Source organism: Streptomyces sp. NPDC001549 (assembly GCF_042894025.1).
Classification (GTDB): domain Bacteria; phylum Actinomycetota; class Actinomycetes; order Streptomycetales; family Streptomycetaceae; genus Streptomyces; species Streptomyces kutzneri.
Window position 1 is genome coordinate 265,681 of the sequence record NZ_JBIAVJ010000004.1, and the last position, 16,761, is coordinate 282,441.

General features: G+C 72.3%; 12 protein-coding genes. 7 read left to right on the forward strand and 5 right to left on the reverse strand.

What is annotated here, in order from left to right; genetic code table 11:
• Positions 1-45: 45 nt before the first annotated feature.
• The 5 genes from ACFY04_RS09105 to ACFY04_RS09125 all read right to left on the reverse strand — a co-directional run bounded on the left by ACFY04_RS09105 (position 46) and on the right by ACFY04_RS09125 (position 6,287).
• Entirely contained in the window at positions 46-486 is a 441-nt protein-coding gene (locus ACFY04_RS09105) for an SRPBCC family protein (RefSeq protein WP_389115191.1), read from the reverse strand.
• Between the two features lie 52 nt (positions 487-538).
• Positions 539-2,122: an MFS transporter gene (locus ACFY04_RS09110; RefSeq protein ID WP_389115192.1), complete on the reverse strand. Its 1,584-nt coding sequence runs from the start codon at positions 2,120-2,122 to the stop codon at positions 539-541.
• A 113-nt stretch (positions 2,123-2,235) separates the two neighbouring features.
• A complete protein-coding gene (locus tag ACFY04_RS09115) occupies positions 2,236-4,242 on the reverse strand; it encodes an AAA family ATPase (RefSeq protein ID WP_389115193.1) in 2,007 nt (668 codons plus the stop codon).
• A gap of 267 nt (positions 4,243-4,509) precedes the next feature.
• Positions 4,510-4,902, reverse strand: coding sequence for a nuclear transport factor 2 family protein (locus tag ACFY04_RS09120; protein WP_389115195.1), 393 nt, complete (start codon positions 4,900-4,902; stop codon positions 4,510-4,512).
• Between the two features lie 170 nt (positions 4,903-5,072).
• Positions 5,073-6,287, reverse strand: coding sequence for a cytochrome P450, cyclodipeptide synthase-associated (locus tag ACFY04_RS09125; protein WP_389115197.1), 1,215 nt, complete (start codon positions 6,285-6,287; stop codon positions 5,073-5,075).
• 538 nt (positions 6,288-6,825) lie between these two features.
• On the opposite strand from ACFY04_RS09125, the gene ACFY04_RS09130 reads away from it, so the two are divergent.
• The 7 genes from ACFY04_RS09130 (at position 6,826) to ACFY04_RS09160 (ending at position 16,751) form a co-directional block, all read left to right on the forward strand.
• Positions 6,826-7,059: a hypothetical protein gene (locus ACFY04_RS09130; protein WP_389115199.1), complete on the forward strand. Its 234-nt coding sequence runs from the start codon at positions 6,826-6,828 to the stop codon at positions 7,057-7,059.
• Positions 7,060-7,670: 611 nt separating this feature from the next.
• Positions 7,671-8,285, forward strand: a complete 615-nt coding sequence (locus ACFY04_RS09135; RefSeq protein ID WP_389115200.1) for a dihydrofolate reductase family protein — start codon at positions 7,671-7,673, stop codon at positions 8,283-8,285.
• A gap of 2 nt (positions 8,286-8,287) precedes the next feature.
• Complete coding sequence (locus ACFY04_RS09140; RefSeq protein WP_389115201.1) at positions 8,288-9,625, forward strand: ClC family H(+)/Cl(-) exchange transporter; 1,338 nt, start codon at positions 8,288-8,290, stop codon at positions 9,623-9,625.
• A gap of 192 nt (positions 9,626-9,817) precedes the next feature.
• On the forward strand, positions 9,818-11,761 hold the full coding sequence (locus ACFY04_RS09145; RefSeq protein WP_389115202.1) for a dynamin family protein: 1,944 nt from the start codon (positions 9,818-9,820) through the stop codon (positions 11,759-11,761).
• A gap of 24 nt (positions 11,762-11,785) precedes the next feature.
• The gene (locus ACFY04_RS09150) at positions 11,786-13,633 is read left to right on the forward strand and encodes a dynamin family protein (RefSeq protein WP_389115203.1); all 1,848 of its coding nucleotides are present in this window, start codon (positions 11,786-11,788) and stop codon (positions 13,631-13,633) included.
• Positions 13,630-15,606: a dynamin family protein gene (locus ACFY04_RS09155; RefSeq protein ID WP_389115205.1), complete on the forward strand. Its 1,977-nt coding sequence runs from the start codon at positions 13,630-13,632 to the stop codon at positions 15,604-15,606. Before ACFY04_RS09150 ends, ACFY04_RS09155 begins: the two co-directional genes overlap by 4 nt.
• Positions 15,606-16,751: a hypothetical protein gene (locus tag ACFY04_RS09160; protein WP_389115206.1), complete on the forward strand. Its 1,146-nt coding sequence runs from the start codon at positions 15,606-15,608 to the stop codon at positions 16,749-16,751. Before ACFY04_RS09155 ends, ACFY04_RS09160 begins: the two co-directional genes overlap by 1 nt.
• The last annotated feature ends 10 nt before the right edge of the window (positions 16,752-16,761 follow it).

Genomic DNA, 16,761 nt, shown 5'->3' on the forward strand with positions numbered 1-16,761 from the left:
ATGCGTGGAACTGCAGGTGCGTGGAAGCGGGGATGTGATGCTCGGTCAGACGGCCTGTTCGGCATGGTTCTTGAGGTGGGCGAGCCAGCCCTCCAGGGAGTCGTGGAGTGCCTTGCCGAGTTCGTCGGTCTCGGCGTCGACCGGGGCGCCGCTCCAGGACTCCTCGGTGCGGACGACGACCCCGGCGTCGGACTGTTCGAAGGCCCACACGTGGATGCCCACGATGCCCTCGACGGTCCCGCCCCAGACGATCCGCTTCCCGGGGACCAGCTCCTGCACGGTGGAGGTGATGTCCAGGCCGTGGGTGAGCCAGCTGAAGGACCTGCCGGGCAGCAGCGGTCCGTCGACCTCGGTCCGGTCGATGTCCGTGTTCCAGGCGGGCCAGGCCGCGACGTCGGTGTGCAGCGCCCACACGGTCGTGAGCGGGGCGTCGATCACGGTGCTCAGGCGGACGATCACGGGAGCGGTCTCGTCGATGGTGACCATGGCTGTACTTCCTGTCTGGATGAGATGTGTCGGCGGTGCGGCTGTGGCTGATCTACCGGGCCGGCCCGGTGGGGGAGAGCGGGGTGGTTCCCGGCTCGGCGGCGGGTCGGGCGGCGGCGGTCGGGGTACGCCCCCCGGTGCGGCGGGTGAGGAACAGTGCGAGGAGTGCGGTGGCGGCGAGGACCGCGGCGGAGACGGTGAAGGCGGCCCGGTAGCCGGCGGTGAGGGCTTCCAGAGAAGACTGGCCGGTGGACGCGTGGGCGGTGACGGAGCCGGCCAGGGTCGCCAGGGCGGCGAGGCCGATCGCGCCGCCGACCTGCCGGGTGGTGTTCACCAGCCCGCCGGCCAGACCCGCGTCTTCCCGCGGTACGCCGTCCACGGCGAGCGCGGTGAGCTGGACGAAGGCGATGCTCAGTCCCAGTCCGACCAGGATGCTCGGCCCGAGGACATCGACGAGATAGCTCCCGTCCGCCCGCATCCACGACAGCCACAGCAGGCCCGCCGCCTCGGTCAGCAGGGCGGCGGTCACGGTCGCGGTGGCACCGATGACCCGGGCGACGCGCGGGGCGAGAGCGGAGCCGATCATATGGGCGACGGCGAGCGGAAGTTGTCCCACTCCGGTGACCAAGGGGCCTGATCCGAGGACTTGTTGCTGGTAGAGCGGCAGGAAGAAGAACAGGGCGATCCATACGGACCCCAGCAGCGCCATCAGCAGGTTGCCCGCGGCGACCCGGCCCGCGGTGAGCAGCCGTGGCGGGATGAGCGCGTTCGGCCGGCGGCGCTCGATCACGCAGAAGGCCGCGAGCAGCACGGCGGCGGCGCCGAGGGAGCCCAGCACCCGGGCGTCGGTCCAGCCGGCGCCGCGTGCGGTGGTCAGCCCCCACACCAGGCAGGTCAGGGCGAGGGTGACGGTGACGGTGCCCAGCAGGTCGAACCGCCCGCGCCGCCGCTCGCCCTGCCGCGCACCCTGCGGCTCGTCCTTTCGTCCGGCCCCGGCCCTGGCCCCGGCCCCGGCCCCGGCCCCGGCCTCCGCTCCGGCGTCCCGTGGCACGAGCGCCACCACGGCGGCCAGCACCACCGCCGCACCGAGCGCCACCGAGTGGAAGATCCAGGGCCAGCCCCAGGCCTGGGTGAGCACACCGCCCAGCAGCACGCCGCCCGCCGCTCCCGCGCCGGAGACCGCCCCCCACACGCCCAGTGCCCTGCCGCGCCCGGGGCCGGGCGGGAACCGGTCCATCACCAGGGCGAGCGCGGCCGGGGCGATCGCGGCGGCGCCGACGCCCTGCACCGCGCGGGCCGTGATCAGTACGCCGGCGGAGGTGGTCAGTCCGGCCGCCACCGATGCCAGCGCGAACAGGGCGAGTCCGGCGGCCAGCACCCGGCGGCGGCCGAGCAGGTCGGCGACCCGTCCGCCCGCCAGGAGCAGTGCCCCGAACGCCAGGCCGTAGGCGTTGACCACCCAGGTGGTCCCGCCGTCCGAGAGGCCGGCGCCCGCACGGATCTGCGGCAGCGCCACATTGACGATCGAGGTGGCGAGCATGACGGTGAACTGGGCCGCGGCGAGCGCGGCGAGCACCGCTCCCGGCCCGGGGGCCCGGCCTGCTGCCCGGCCCGTCTGCGTGAGTGCAACGTTCATGCCGCACAGACTCGGCGCGGACGGTGTCCACTATCCAGGCCCGGCAGGGGTGGCCACTGTCCACTCCTGTCCGCACCTGTCCACCCGCTGGCGCCGGACGCGCGTGTCCGCCGTCACGGACGCGGGTCGTGCAACTCCTGCTGCCACAACGCCTCGCAGAGCAGGTCCAGGCCCTGGCGCAGATGGCGACGGTAGGTGCCGTACGGAAGGCCGAGGCGGCGGGCCGCTGCCTCCTGGGTGGGCGCACCGGAGAAGTAGCCCGCCGTCAGGGCCTCGCGGGCGCGCACCCCGCGCGGGTCGAGCCCGAGGTCGTCGACGGCCCGGCGCAGCAGGGCACGCAACTCCCCGACAGGATCACCGAAATCGGCCGCGAGACGGGTCCGCATCAGGGCACAGGCGGCGAACGCGTCCGCGTCACGCCAGTGGGCCAGTGCCTCGCGAACGGCCTGGTCGAACGCGGTGCGCGAGACGGGCGACGGACCGGACGGGGCAGCGGGCGCCTCGGTGGCCGATATGAAGTGCATGAGCCACGACTCCACCGGCAGTTGACGCCAGTCGACGCCGAACAGCCCGTACGTGTACTCGCCGACCCGCGGCCGTGCCCCCGTGTCCACCAGGGTGCCCTTGACGCGCTCGGCCCAGGTCTCGGCGTCCCGGAAGACGGCGAAACCGTACGCGCGCCCGCGGGCGCGGGCCGCCTCCGCCTGGGCCCGGGAACTGCTCAGGTCGATGACGCGCGAGGGAACCTGGTATTGCTCGGGGTAGATCGAGAAGCGGCTGACCCCGATGTGCTCACCGGGACTCACCGGCGCCGTGGCCTCGGTGTACCGCCACGCGGCGGCCACGACGGGATCGGTGGCCAGGTCCTGGGCATCGGGAGGGGAGGGCAGGGCCAGGCGCGCCGTGAACGCCACGATCCGGCCCGTGCTCACGAGCCGGTAGACGCTGAAGGCCTGCGGCTGGCGCTGCGCCCAGTAGCGGACCAGGTCCGCGGAGGCGGCCCCTTCCGTCTCGGCGGCCATGCGCAGGATGACATCGATGTCGTCCGGGTGCAGAGGACGGTCGTGGACCTCGTCCTCGCGGGACCAGGAGCGCAGCCGGGCCAGCGTCGCGCCCTCCCGGAACAGGTAGAAGAGATCGTCGGTGACGGTCCACACCCGCTCCTCGGGCGCCTCGCGCAGGATGCGCAGGTACTCGTCCGCCAGGCGCTGACGCATCGCCTCGAAGGCGTTGGGCGCCCGCCAGCGCAGGTCGGCGGCCAGCGTCTCGCGTGCCGCGTCGTGCGGGTGCAGTCCCCGCAGGGTGGACTCCATGAAGGGGAGGTCCCGCAGCCAGGAGAAGAGCGGATGGACGTCCTCCCCGGGGAGGACCGCGGCCAGCAGTTCCTCGGACGTCGAGTGGGCCTGCGCCGCCACCTCCAGCGCGCGGCGGTGGGCCGCCGTGGGCACCTCCCCGATCAGCCCCGCCAGCAGGGTGCGCAGCACGTCCGCGGTGGGCGCCCAGATCTCCTCCCGGCCGCAGCCCTCGGATCCGGCCGCGGCCGCCAGCGACAGCGCCAGCGGGTTGCCTCCGGCGAAGCGCAGTACCCGGTCACGCAGTTCGGGCCGGATCTGCGCCGCCACCAGCAGGCTCCGGGCCTGCTCCGCGGAGAACGGCTCCAGCTCGCTCACGTGCAGGAGCCGGGACCAGGCGGGATCGGCGGCCCACTGCGGCTGCGGAGCGCGCCGGCCGCCCAGGACGACCAGGGTGTCGTCCGCGGCGCGCGGCAGGAAGTGGTGCCACAGCCAGCTCTCCAGCCACTGGCAGTGCTCGAAGGAGTCCACGAACAGGACCGTGCCCGGAACGTCCAGGAACGGTCCGGCGGCGTGCTCGAAATCGGCCGGGTCCCGGCTGACGAACCGGCCGTCGAGTTCGACGAGCAGCCGGCCGGCCGCCCGGGCGTGGTCCGCCAGCCGCCGCAGCAGCGTCGACTTCCCGATGCCGCCCGGCCCGTACACGTAGAACGCGAACGGCGCCTGCGGATCACCGGCCAAGGCCTCCCCGAAGCGCCCGAGTTCCTCGTCCCGGCCGACGAAGGCCCGTACGCGCGCTCTGCTCAGTCTTTCCCCCACGGACACCATGGCGGCTCCATCCCTTTGTTCCGGCAGCGGACAGCGATCTCGGTGGTCCGGGATCTTTCGCGGACCACCTGGCTCCGATCTGGCGAAGCCGTGCCGGCCACTCCTGTGACGAGGTGTCGCAGCCGGCACTTTCGGAGCCCGATTCCGCCTCCGGGGCCGCTGCTTCGCCGGAGATCCTCACGGAGGGACCGGGAGCCGCACACCCTGGAGGCTCGATCGGGTTACGGGCCCTTCGCCGAGCGGCGCGCCGCGAAGGGCCCGTTCATGTCACCTGATGAGACCGAGATTCCCGTCGTCGGGTTGACCGGTGACCAGGAGGGTGGTCTCTTCGACGCGCTGGAAGCGGCCGTCGGGGGCCAGCTCGGCGAAGAGGTAGACCTCGGTGCGGGAGGTGTGGCCGTCGAGGTGGACGAGGGTGACGGTGTGCCGGTCGGCGTAGCGCGGTCCGTCGCGGAGTTCGTCGTGGACCTCGAGGTGCCCGCTGCGGATCAGGGAGCGCAGGCGCGTCATGTGCTGGGTGAAGGAGGTCCGGTCACTCCACACGCCGTTGGTGCGCTGGCGGTAGTCGGGGGTGAAATGCCGGTCGATGGCCTCGGTGAGGTCGAGGCCCGGGGTGAACAGCAGATCGTTGATGGCCCGGGTGATGTCGGTCGATGTCATGGTCGTCTTCGCCTGGTGAGAGTGGGGGGTGTACGGAAGGGATCCGCGGCTCCCGGAGCCGCGGAGGACGGTGCCCGGGGCAAGCCCGGAAGCCAGGAAGCCCGGCAAGCGGGGGAGGCCGGGCGAGGGACGGACGCCGGTCATGTACGTCGGTCACGACCGGTGCCGCCTCAGCGGACGGGGGTGAAGTCCAGCGACAGCGAGAGCGGGCCCCGGGTGTACAGCCCGGCCTCCTGGTACCGGAAGCCGGGGCTGTAGCGGACCTGCTCGAGCAGGGGCAGGAGCATCGCGGCGACGGTCTCGATCTCGGCGCGCGCGAAGGCCGTGCCGACGCACTGGTGGAGGCCGGTACCGAAGGACAGGTGCTGGGCGGCCGCGGTGAAGGAGCGGGCGGTGCCCAGGTCCGGGCGGTGGATGTCGAAGGTGTCCGGGGCGGTGAAGGCGTCCGGGTCGCGGTTGGCCGCGCCGATCATGCAGAAGACGGTGGCACCCGCCGGGACGGTGGTGCCGGCGAACACGCTGTCCTTCTCCGCCTGGCGGGGAATGAGCTGGACCGGCGGGGTGTAGCGCAGGGTCTCGGCGATCGCGGCGGCCAGCAGGTCCGGGTCCCGGCGGACCTGTGCCATCTGCTCGGGGTGGTCGATCAGGTGCTTGAAGAGCAGGGCCAGCGTCTTGTCCGCGGGCTCGGCGGAGGCGGCGAGGACGTTGATGATCAGCGCGGTGACGTCGCGATCGCTCATGGCGATGCCGTCGAACTCGGCCGTGCACAGCTTCGATATCAGGTCGTCGCCGGGGTCGCGGCGCCGCTGTTCGATCACGGGGAGGAGGTAGGCCTCCAACTGCTCGGCGCAGTCCATGCAGTGGCGGCGGCGTTCGGGGGTGAGGGTCAGGCTGGTGATGAACTCGGCCACCCCGCTGTGCCAGGCGGCCACCTGCTGCCAGTCCCTTCGGTCCAGGCCCAGGACGTCGAGCGTCACGTGGACGGCGAAGGGCTTGCCGAAATCGTTGACCAGATCCATCCGGCCCCGGGCGAGGAACGGGGCCATGAGCGCGGCGGCGTTGGCGTGGATGACGCGTATCTGGTCCTGCAGTGCCGGGCCGGTGAAGGCCCGGACGACGATTCTTCGTTTGGCGGTGTGCTCGGCCCCGGTCATCTGGGCGAGGACCGGCCCGCGCATCACCGGCTCGGCGCGCACCTGCAGCGTCTCGGTCGTGAACGCCTCGTGATCGGTCAGTACCCGCTTCACGTCCTCGTAGCGGGAGAGGAAGTAGCTGTCGATGACCGGTTCGTAGTGCACCGGAGCCCGCTCCCGCAGCTGTGCGAAGTAGCGGGAGGGAGCGGCGGCGAAGTCCTCGGACAGGACGCTGAAACCGGTGTCGGCCACGGGCATGGTGAAGGCCTCTCGAACTGCGCAAAGCGTGGGGGGACATGGACCGGGGTCGGCAAAGCCCGCGCCCGGTCCCGGCCGAAGGGGGTTCCGGCCGGGACGCCGCCTGCGCCGCTCGCGTTCGCGAGAGAGCGAGCAGGCAGGCCGTCCGGCCTGCAAGACGGGCGAACGGCGGTATGGGTTGCGCTGGTCGGGGCGGCTTCCCACCCGACCATTGGGCCGATACCGGCGCAAGATACGCAGCTCACGGCACCAGGTCGGCTCTGCCCGCGACCGTCGAACGCTCCGCACACGGTGGGAAGGACACCGGTGTGATCAGGCTGGAGAGAGCGCGACTCGCCGGTGTCGACCCGGCGGCGGCTCGTCAACTGCCGTTTAAGGTGAGCGTTGTTCGAACACGTGGGCGGTTGCAGTCGCATGCGCGGCACCTCCTGTGGCCCTGCCCCCAGTGGACCCGAGAGGAACTGCCTTGAACGCCTCGCCAGACTTGTCGTCCGCCGTCAAGGAAGAACAGAAGCCGGGATGGGGTCTGGCAGTGGCGCTGTTCACTGTGCTGTCCCTCGTGCTCCGCCTGACCGATGTCTGGTCCTGGTGGGCCGTCCTGTGGGCGCCGTTGTCCGTGCTCGGCGTCGGCTGCGTGGTGTACGAATGGCGGCTGACGGCCCGCAGCCGGTGGCGGATGGGCCCCATGGAGTGGGTGTTCCTGGTCGTCACCCACCTCAGTCTGCTTGCCGCACTGGCGAGGGTCTTCGGCTTCCTGCCCCGATGAGGACGACGCCGGAAGGGCAGCCTTCAGTACCGGTCCAGCCGGTGCGCGTACGGCAGCGGCAGATGGCCGCGAGCACGAGCAGGACGGCGGTGACCGCGCCGACGCTGTGCAGGGCCGCTGCCGCGCCGTGCCAGGAGGAGTTCCGGCGCCCGCGCCGCCCCGGGAGCGGTACGTCCTCGCGAGGCGCCTCGGGGCCGGGCGCGTGCCGGTGGGGCAGCACGGAGTCAGCGTTCACGAGGGAGGCTCCTGGCACGGCGGTACACGGGTCGGCGGAACGACGGGAGGGGTCGCACCGCCGGCCACCCTGCACCACTGATCTATCACCGGCCTGCAACGCCGTGGAGGTGGTCATCGCCGTCGGGGCAAGCGCCCGGCCCGGGGCGGGGCGGCGTCCCGGCGTGATCAACAACGGCAGCTCCGCCGTCAGGGGAGGGGCGCGGTGGCACCGATCCGCAGGACATGCGGCCGCCGTGGCCACACGAACGCCGCCGCCCCTCCGTGCGCCGAAGCCGTATCCGCCGCTGCCGGGGAGTCGTGCGGCGTCCGGCCGTCCCGTGCCCTTGGATGGGGCCGTACGCGGACGGACCGACCACCAGCTCCCGGAGACCGGTATGAGGAAGATCAAGGCGCAGCTGTTCATCTCGCTCGACGGAGTCGTCGAGGCGCCCGACCGGTGGCACTTCCCCTACTTCAACGAGGAGATGGGCGCGGCCGTCGACGCGACCCTCGGCAGGGCCGACACCCTGCTGCTCGGGCGCCGGACCTACGACAGCTTCGCGGGCGCCTGGCCGGACCGGGAAGCAGCAGGTGGAGAGGACGCCCCGTTCGCCAAGGTGCTCGGTGACGCCCGCAAGATCGTGGTGTCGAACAGCCCGTTGGACTTCACCTGGCGGAACTCCGAACCGCTCGCCGGCGACCTCACCACAGCGGTTGCCGCGCTGAAGAGCGAGCCGGACGCGGACACACCCGTCTGGATCAGCGGCTCGGTCTCCGTCGTACGCCAACTGGTGGCCGCCGGGCTCCTGGACGAACTGAACCTCCTCCTGCACCCGATCGCCGTACGCAACGGCATGCGCCTGTTCGAGGAGGACGCGCCGTCGATCCCGCTGGAGCTGGTGTCCGCCGAGACCTTCCGGACCGGTGTGCTGAACCTCTTCTACGCCGTGGCCACCGCACCCGGCGAGGGGACGTACGAGGACGCCAAGACCCATCTGCCCCAGCACTAGCCATGAGCGAGACCCCGTCCGGTGTCCGGTCCGGTCGGCGGAGATCCGGCCGCTCCTTCGTGATCGCGGGAGTGGCGGGCTGTCTGGTCGGGCTGGTCGGCGGCGGATTCCGGTGGTGCCTGGAGCATGCCGACCAGCTGCGCGGTTCGGTTCTGGAGGCGGCCGCCGGGCTGGGGGCGGCGGGCCGGCTGATTCCGGTCGTCCTCACCGCCGTGGGCGCCGCGGTGGCGTGCGCGATCGCCCAGCGGGTCCCGCACGCCGCGGGCAGCGGGATCCAGCACGTGGAAGCCGTATGGCGGCAGGAGGCCGAGGCCCGTACGGCCTGGCTGCTGCCGGCGAAGTTCCTGGGTGGTCTCATCGCGATCGGCTCAGGCCTGGTCCTGGGAAGGGAGGGGCCGATCGTGCACATGGGCGCCGCGATCGGGTCCGCGGCGGGCCGACGCGGCCGCCTGGACGCAGGAGACGCAGGAGAAACAGGGGACGCGCAGGGCGCGGAGGACGTCCGCATGCTGCACACCGCGCTCGGCGGGGCGGGCCTGGCGGTGGCGTTCACCGCTCCGCTGGCCGGCCTGTTGTTCGTCTGCGAGGAGGTGACCGGCACCGTCCGGCCGCGTCTGGTGCTCCTGACCCTCGTCGGCACCGTCACGGCGGTGGCCTGCTCCCAGCTCATCGTGGGCGACGCGGTCGTCCTTCCGTTGTCGGACGCCCCCGCCCCGCCGCTGTGGATGCTGCCGGTCTTCCTGCTGTCCGGGATGACGGCCGGCGCGCTGGGCGCCGCGTACAGCGCTCTGGTCGTACGGACACTGGAGGTGTGCGACCGGCTGACCCGGGTGCCCCCGGTCGCGCGCGCCGCGGTCATCGGGGCCGGGGTCGGCGCGCTGATGGCCTTCGATCCGCTCCTCACGGGCGGTGGTGACCAGTTGAGCGAGCGCCTGCTGACGGGCGGAAGCCTGACGGTGGCGGCGCTGGTGCTCTGCCTCGCCGTCCGATTCGTGGCCGGACCGCTGAGCTACGCGGCCGCGACTCCCGGCGGCCTGTTCGCTCCGCTGCTGGCCCTGGGAGCCCTGTGGGGGACGCTCACCCACGCGCTCGCCTCCCCATTGCTGCCGGCCGGCTCGGCGGGCGCGGCCGCGTTCGCCGTGGTGGGGATGGCCGCGGTGTTCACGGGCGTCGTACGCGCACCACTGACCGGCGCCGTCCTGGTCGTCGAGATGACGGGTACCGGCGCGCTCCTGCTGCCCCTGCTGATCGCGTGCTTCGCCGCGACCGTGACCGCGGACCGGCTGGGCAGCGAACCCATCTACGACACCCTGCGCCGCCGGATGCTGGAACGTGCCTGAGGCGGCGGACGCGTGCCACGGAAGCGGGTCGAGGCGGCCGGCCCCCGGACGCTCACCCGGAGAGCCCTGCCTGCCACTGCCGTGTCCACAAACTGCTCACCGCACGCCGGAATGTGTCGCGCCGGGAACTGCTGCCGCCGATCCCATCATGTGACGAGGAGCTGACCATCCAGTCGTTCGTACGCTGACGCCGTGACGGAACAGCTGGTGGTGGACAGTCCTGGAGCGGGCTGGACCTCTGTGGTCAGCGGGCACCTGCCGTGGATCGAGGGGCGGCTCGACAGTCTCGGCCTTGCGCCCGAACGCTCCGACGAGCTGCGGGCCCGGCTTCTCGCGGTTCAGGCGCGGGCAGCCGATCCGCAGTTGCGGGTGGCGGTCTTCGGCGAGGCATCCAGCGGCAAGAGCACGCTGCTCAACGCCTTCCTGCGGCGCCGGTTACTGCCCTCCTCCGCCCTCGTGACGACGCGTACGACCACGGTGCTGGAATACCGCGAGGGCGCCGAGGGACTGACGGTGAGAACCACGGACGGCTCCTTCCTGGAGTGGCCGTCCGTGCCGTTCGCAGGGTGGGCGGGGCGGGGGCGGGAGTCCGGGCCCGACACGTTGGAGCGGGCGCTGCAGCGGGTGCTGACCACGGCACTGGCGGACGAGGTGGGCAGCTTGCGGGTGCTCTCGCCGGCCCGGCTGCTGGGCGCCGGCGTCACGGTGATCGACACCCCGGGGTTCAACGTGACCGAGCGGGGACACCGCGAGCTCGCCGAGGCCGCGGCGCGGCAGGCGGACGTGGCGCTGGTGGTGGTGCCCGCCGTCGCGGCGATGTCGCTGACCCTGGTGGACTTTCTCACCGGGCCGCTGCGTGACCATCACGACCGGTGCGCGTTCGTCCTCACCAAGCTCGACCTCCTCGACGAAGAGGAACGCCCCGAGGCCGTCGCGGTGGTCGAGCGCCGGCTCAGGGATCTGGGATGCGCGGATCCACTGCTGCTGCCCTGCTCCCCGGGCAAGGCGCTGGGCGAGGTCGCGGCTGTCGGCGCCCGCGAGCCGGGCGGGCCGGGCCATCTCACGTCGTTCCTTGAGGTGGAGGCGCGGATCGCGCAATTCGCCGCGGCCGGCCGCCGGTCGGCCGTCGCCGCCACGGCGCTCGGGCTGCTCTCGGAACTGCTGTCGGCGGTGGAGGAGACCGCCGACGCCCGGCGCGCCGCGCTCGGCCGGGGCGAGCGCGAGCTGGCAGCCCTCACGCTGCCGGACTTCCCCGCCTTCCTCGACACCTGGGCCGCGCGCACGCGGGACCGGGCCGGGACCGAGCTGAATGCCGCCGCCCTGAACAGGACGTCGCCGCAGTCCCGTACGACGCTGGAGGTGAAAGTCGGCAACGCGGTGACGGGCGAGAAGATCAACGACTTGGCCGGCGCCGCGGAAGAGGTGTCCCGTCTGGTCCGGCGCCACCTACGGCAAGACGCCCAGCAAGCCGTCCGCAGGGCGGCGAAACGGGCCGGCGAGGTGCTGACCACCGCCGCCGCGGAACTCGCCCGAGACTTCGCGGCCCAGTACAGCGCGCTGGCCGACCTGGCCGGCGAGACCCGGACGGCTCCCCCGGTGCCACCGGTGGTGTGGCCGGATCCGCCCGCCCCGGACATGTCCGGCATCGACCAGGCGCTCACCGCGATCGGTACCCAGCTGACCACCAGCGACAACTGGCGCACCGGCGGCGGGGCGATGGCCGGTGCCCTGGCCGGCAGTCTGGTCGCCCCGGGCATCGGCACCCTCATCGGCGGCGCGCTCGGCGCGTTCATCGGGCGCCGCGGTCCCGACGCGACTCGCGAGCAGTTCCTGCGGCAGGCCCGACCGGTCATCGCCGCCGCGCACGAGGAGATCGCCGCCCTCGCCGCCGCCTGCCTGCCGGGCGTCGCGGAGAGCCTTGCCGAGAGCGTCGCCGCGCTCCGCCGGCAGTACGACGACGAGTGGCGCGAGGAGATCGCCGGGCTCACCGCGGCCCATGACCGGCGGCGGGCCGAACTGGCCGCAGGGATCGCCCACGCCGAGGAAACCGCAGCGGCCGCCCGGCAGCGGCGCGACGAAGTCGCCGCCCTGCGCCGGGACACCGGCCGGAACGTCCCCGACCCAGAGGAGCCGTGACCAGTGAGCAGCACGCCCCCACCCATGGCAGGCCCCCCGCCGGAGGCCGAACCCGCCGCCCACATGGCCGATGTCGGCAGCGCTGCCCCCGGCTGGCTGCGGCAGGCCCGTCAGCTCGCCGAGGACCACGGACAGGACCACATCCGGGAGGCGCTGGACCTGCTGGCCGCCGGGCGCGGCCGGCCCGCGTTCCGGATCGCGGTGGTGGGCGAGTTCAACCGCGGCAAGTCCACGCTGATCAACCGGCTCCTGGGCCGTGACCTGCTGCCGACGGGGCCCCTTCCGGTCTCGCGGACGCCGGTGGTGATCCGGGTCTCCGACGAGGAGGGACTGACCCTCGGCTGGCCGGACGGCCGCCGTGAACTGCGCAAGCTCGACGACGACACCCTCTGGGACGGGCTGACCGGGCCCCCGGTGGAACGGGAGCCGGGTGCTCCCGAAGGGTCCCCGGAACCCGCCGTGACCGTGGCGGTGGCCCATGACTGGCTCGCCGGTCTGGACGCCGAAGTGGTGGACACGCCGGGGGTCAACTCCGGTACGGAGGAGCAGTTCGAGCAGGTACGCCGGACCGCGGCCGGAAGCGACGCCGTCCTGTTGGTCGTCTCGGCGCTTTCCCCGATGAGCATCACGGAGCGGCGCCTCCTCGAGGAGGAGGTCCTGTGTCGGCACGTACCCTTCGTCGCCGTCGTCGTGACCATGCTGGACCTGGTGGACGGCGACGATCGCGAGGAGTCCGTACGCGATCTCGGTGCACGGCTGTCCGGCCTGGCCGGCCTGCCCGTGCTGACCGCCCCGGTGCCTGGCGGCGGAGAGTCCGAGCTCGCTTCCCTGCGCTCGCTGCTGGAAGGGTTCGCGCGGGACAGCGAACGTGTGCTGTGGCGTGACCGGGCGATCGCCGCCCAGGTGGCGGATCACTGCGAGGCGATGGCCCGGATCGCCGACGAGGCCGACGCGGCAGGTCGGCTGCCGAAAGAGGAGGTCGCGGAACGCGCCAGGCTGGCGCAGGTGCTGCGGGAGAGCGAAGACCGGCAGTGGGAGCAGCTCCGCGTCGACCTCATGGGACGTCAGCTCCGGCTCGGCACCCGGCTGCGTGAACACGTCCAGAAGGGCCGCGACGGCATCATCGAACGGCTGCGCTGGGACCTGGAGCGCGCCTCCGACCCCGGAACCTGGTGGGAACGCGACCTGCCGGTCCGGCTGGGGCACGAACTGTCGCTGCTGGCCCGAAGCTCCGAGCGCACGCTCCTGCTGCCGGCCATGGCCGCGGACACCGACTGGCTGGACGGGGAAGTGACGCGCAGGCTGCCGGGTGCGTCGCGTAGCCCACTGCCCGGGGCGTTGGAGCTGTCCACGGAGCCGGACATCTCCGGCGAGGTCTCCAGCCTGTCCAGGACCCGCTTGGTCACCCGGCTGGGCGCCCAGGGCGGTTCGATCCTAGGTTTTCTGATCGCTGCCGCCCGCCAGGGCCGACGATCGGACTCCGACCGGTCCGGACCGCCGCCGATGGTCTACAGCAGCGTCCTGAGCCTGGTCGGCGGGCTGCTGGCCGAGGCGTACGTCAGGAACGCCACTGAGGAGCAGCGCCGCCAGGTCGACGCCGTCCTGGTGCGGGCGGTCGACGAGAGCGCGGGGGTCTTCCAGCGGCGAGCCGTCGACGAGCTCGGTGATGTCTACGCGGACGTGTTCGCCCGGCTCCGCGAGTCCCACCGGGCCTGGGCGGACGCCCGGCGGGCGGCGGTCGAATCGGCATCGGCATCGGCATCGGCATCCGGTACGGACTGGCCGCGCCTGGCGAACGCCGCGACCGAGCTGGCCGCCCGCATCCGCTCCGCACTCGCCTGCGGCGTGCCGGCCGAGGAGGAACAGGAATGAACCGAGGAGAGGACAGCCCGCACATGACGACCGAAGAGGGCGGGTACGCTGCCGCCGCCGAACAGCGGCTGCGACTGGCCGAGATGTGCCGCCGGACGGAGAAGGCCGCCGAGCAGATCGGCAACAACGGCGCCGTCAAGGATGTGGCGGCGTTGCTTGAACGGATCGAGAACCAAGCCTTCCACGTGATGGTGGTCGGGGACTTCAAGCGCGGGAAGTCCACCTTCGTCAACGCCCTGCTGGGAGACCGGGTGCTGCCGGTCAAGGCGGTCCCCGCCACCGCCGTCATCACCGAGGTCAGGTTCGGCGAATCGCCGGCCGCGCTGCTGTGGACCGAAGGCGCGGTCGAGCCCGAGGCGGTCGACCCGGCCCGGCTCGTCGAACTCATCACGGTGAACCACACGTCGGGCGCCGAGCGCAGCCCGTACGTCAAGGCCGAGGTGATCTGGCCGCTGGAGCTGTGCCGCCACAACGTCGTACTGATCGACTCGCCCGGCCTCAACGCGTACGCGAGCCACGACGACATCACCCTCACGCATCTCAGCAAGGCGGATGCGGTGATCTTCCTTCAGCACGCGATCGCCCCGATGAGCATCAGTGAGTCCGGGTTCCTGAAGAAGTACCTGAGCGCGCACGACCCGTTCTTCGTGTTCACCTACTTCGACGCCATCGACGATCACGAGCGCGACGACGTCGTGGACTCGGCCCGGCGACGCATCACCGCTCTGCGGGGCGCGGACAGGGACGAGAGCCGGTTCTTCTTCGTCGACGGCAAGTCGGCGCTGCGCGCCCGGATGGCTGAGGACGACGAGGCGTTCCGCCGCACCGGAGTGGACGTGGTGGAGAGGGAACTGGAGCGGTACCTCGTGACCGAGCGGCACAAGGTCAAGCTGCTCGCCCCGGCCCGCTCCCTGCGCGGCGTCGCACGGGAACTGCGCCGCAACATCCCCTCCGAGCTGAAGATGCTCGAGACGAAGAGCGGTGACCTGGAACGGCGCTGGACCGCTGCCCAGCAGCCTCTCAAGGAACTGGAGGCGCAGGCCCAGCAGATCGCCCTGGACATCCGCAACCAGACCCGGGTGCTGCAGGACCGGGTGGACACCCTGCTCGGGGGCTTCCTCGCGGCCGTCGCCGACGAGGCCCCCCTGGTCGCACAGGACGTCGACATCACCACCAAGCTCGGCCTGAACCCCCTGAAAGCCAAGCAGCGCGCCCAGCAGGTGGCGGAGGAGATCGCCAACGGCGCGGCGAAGGCCATGGAGGAGAAGGTCGCCCACTGGGTGAACGAGTCGCTGAAACCCGTGATCGAGCAGGACCTGGAGCAGCTCGCCGAGCGGATGAACGCCGAACTCACCTCTTTCGAGGCGGCACTGCACAAGCTCCGGATCGACCTGCACGGGGCGTCCGGCGCGGCCGTCGCGGGAGACCGGGAAGACCAACCTCTGACCCGGTTCCTGGCGGGCCTGGGAGGGTTCGTGCTCAGCGGGCCGGCGGGCGCCCTGGTCGGGTCACGGTTCGGGGCGAAGGAGGCGTTGCATACCCTCCTGCCCGCCTTCGCCATCGGCGTGGCCTGGGCGTTCACCCCGTTCGGGCTGCCGACGCTGTTCGTGGCCCTGGTCGCTCAAGGCCTTTTCCAGGTCAATTACGCCAGTGATCGCGTGGAGAAGAAGATGCGGGAGGAGATCGGCCGCGCGATGGCCACCGAGCTGCGGATGACCGCACCCAAGGAGGCGCAGAAGGCCGCACGGGCCTTCGCCGCGGACACCATGGAGCCCCTGCAGAGGGAGATCACCCAGGGCATGTCCTCCCGGATCGAGGAACTCACCCGCAGTGTGGCCTCCACCCGGGAGGCCCTGGACCAGGGCGAGGAGGCGGTCGAGCTGCGCCGCGCCGAACTGAGCCGGCTGGACGAACTCCTGAAGCGCGCCGACGAAGAGACCGGTGACCTGGTTGCCGAGTTGACGAGGATGTGATGGCCCGATACCGCAGGCGGCTGTGCCTGGCCGTGGACCTGCGCCAGTACAGCCGTCACGGCTACCGCGCACAGGAGGACGCGCAGTACCGGCTCCGGCTCGTGGTCGAGCACGCGCTGCGCCGGTCCCGGGTGCTGCGCGTCCGCGCCCAGCAGCAGGTGCAGGGGGACGGCCAACTCGTTCTCTTCCCGGCCAGGATCGACGTCATACGCGTGGTCCCGGCGCTGGTCCTCGGCCTGCGAGACGGCCTCTACCAAGCGAACCGCACGCCCGGTGCCTTCGGCCGGATGCGGATGCGGGCCGCTCTCGCGATGGGACCGGTCTCCCGGGCCGACCGCGGGTACCTGGGCGACTCCGTGGTACTGGTCAACCGGCTGGTCGACTCCGACGGAGTACGCGACGCCCTTGAGGACGAAGCGGGCAGCGACCTGGCGCTGGCGGTGCCGGACGAGATGTACCGGGACGTGATCCTGCCCGACGGGCGCGGTCTGGCCGCCGAGTTCCGCCGGATCGACGTGACCGTCCTGAAGAAGGACTTCGCCTGCGGCGCCTGGCTCCACGTGCCGCCCTCGGCTCCCGTCCGGGATCCCCGGCCCGAGCCGGTGATCTGGGGACATTCGCCGGCCCGTACGGCGATGCGCGAGTTCGTCGTCCCGGCGCTGGGCGCCGCCCACGTGGCGGCCGCGGTGCTTTCGCACGGTGAGACGCTGCGGGAGTGGGTACTGACGGGCTCCGACACCGGCGCCTCGCACGGGGACGGGGACTTCGAGGACCCGGACGACACGGATCCGCGCGATGACGATCGCGCCGACGGCCACCACCTCGGGCGGCACCAGCCGGGCGCCCACCACGGGAGCGGGCATCACGCGAGCGGTCACCCGGGAGCCCCCCGGCTCCCGGGCCCGCATCACACCGCCACGCATCACCCCGCCACGCATCACGGGGATCCGCACCACCCTGATCCCCCTCACACCGGTCCGCACTATGAGGACGCGCATCACGCCGACCCGTACGACCAGGACCCGTACCACCCTGGTCCCCATCACGACGATCCGGGCCACCACGACCCCGGCCACCACGATCCGGGCCACCACGATCCCGGCCACCACGATCCCGGCCACCACTTCCACCACGGCGGGCACTGAGCGACGGCCG

Coding starts and splice junctions, on each gene's coding strand:
- ACFY04_RS09105 (WP_389115191.1), bottom strand. CDS start 486: ATGGTCACCATCGACGAGACCGCTCCCGTGATCGTCCGCCTGAGCACC.
- ACFY04_RS09110 (WP_389115192.1), bottom strand. CDS start 2,122: ATGAACGTTGCACTCACGCAGACGGGCCGGGCAGCAGGCCGGGCCCCC.
- ACFY04_RS09115 (WP_389115193.1), bottom strand. CDS start 4,242: ATGGTGTCCGTGGGGGAAAGACTGAGCAGAGCGCGCGTACGGGCCTTC.
- ACFY04_RS09120 (WP_389115195.1), bottom strand. CDS start 4,902: ATGACATCGACCGACATCACCCGGGCCATCAACGATCTGCTGTTCACC.
- ACFY04_RS09135 (WP_389115200.1), top strand. CDS start 7,671: ATGAGGAAGATCAAGGCGCAGCTGTTCATCTCGCTCGACGGAGTCGTC.
- ACFY04_RS09140 (WP_389115201.1), top strand. CDS start 8,288: ATGAGCGAGACCCCGTCCGGTGTCCGGTCCGGTCGGCGGAGATCCGGC.
- ACFY04_RS09150 (WP_389115203.1), top strand. CDS start 11,786: ATGGCAGGCCCCCCGCCGGAGGCCGAACCCGCCGCCCACATGGCCGAT.
- ACFY04_RS09155 (WP_389115205.1), top strand. CDS start 13,630: ATGAACCGAGGAGAGGACAGCCCGCACATGACGACCGAAGAGGGCGGG.
- ACFY04_RS09160 (WP_389115206.1), top strand. CDS start 15,606: ATGGCCCGATACCGCAGGCGGCTGTGCCTGGCCGTGGACCTGCGCCAG.